The organism is Myxococcus llanfairpwllgwyngyllgogerychwyrndrobwllllantysiliogogogochensis (assembly GCF_006636215.1).
Lineage (GTDB): Bacteria > Myxococcota > Myxococcia > Myxococcales > Myxococcaceae > Myxococcus > Myxococcus llanfairpwllgwyngyllgogerychwyrndrobwllllantysiliogogogochensis.
In genome coordinates, this window is sequence record NZ_VIFM01001009.1 from 1 (window position 1) to 387 (window position 387).

Annotated in this window: 1 protein-coding gene; it reads left to right on the plus strand. The window is 66.7% G+C overall.

Annotation, left to right across the window (positions count from 1 at the left end; all coding sequences use genetic code 11):
• Positions 1-387 (plus strand): aminotransferase class V-fold PLP-dependent enzyme (locus FJV41_RS57700; RefSeq protein ID WP_141649710.1); only part of this gene is annotated, 387 nt, incomplete at both ends.

Genomic DNA, 387 nt, shown 5'->3' on the forward strand with positions numbered 1-387 from the left:
GCCTTCGGCGGCGCGCAGAAGAACCTCGGCCCCGCCGGCCTCACGCTGGTGGTGGTGCGCGAAGACCTGTTGGGCCACGCCCTGCCCGTCTGCCCGAGCGCCTTCGATTACAAGGTGGTGGCCGACAACCAGTCGATGTTCAACACGCCGCCCACCTGGGGCATCTACATCGCGGGCCTGACGTTCCAATGGCTCAAGCGCCAGCGCGAGGGCGGGCTCTCCGGCGTCGCGGCGATGGAGGCGCGCAACGTCGCGAAGGCGCGGCTGCTCTACAACTTCATCGACCAGTCGCAGTTCTACGTGAACAAGGTGTCGCCGAACGCACGGTCGCGGATGAACATTCCCTTCTTCCTGCGCGACGAGTCGCGCAACGATGCCTTCCTGGCC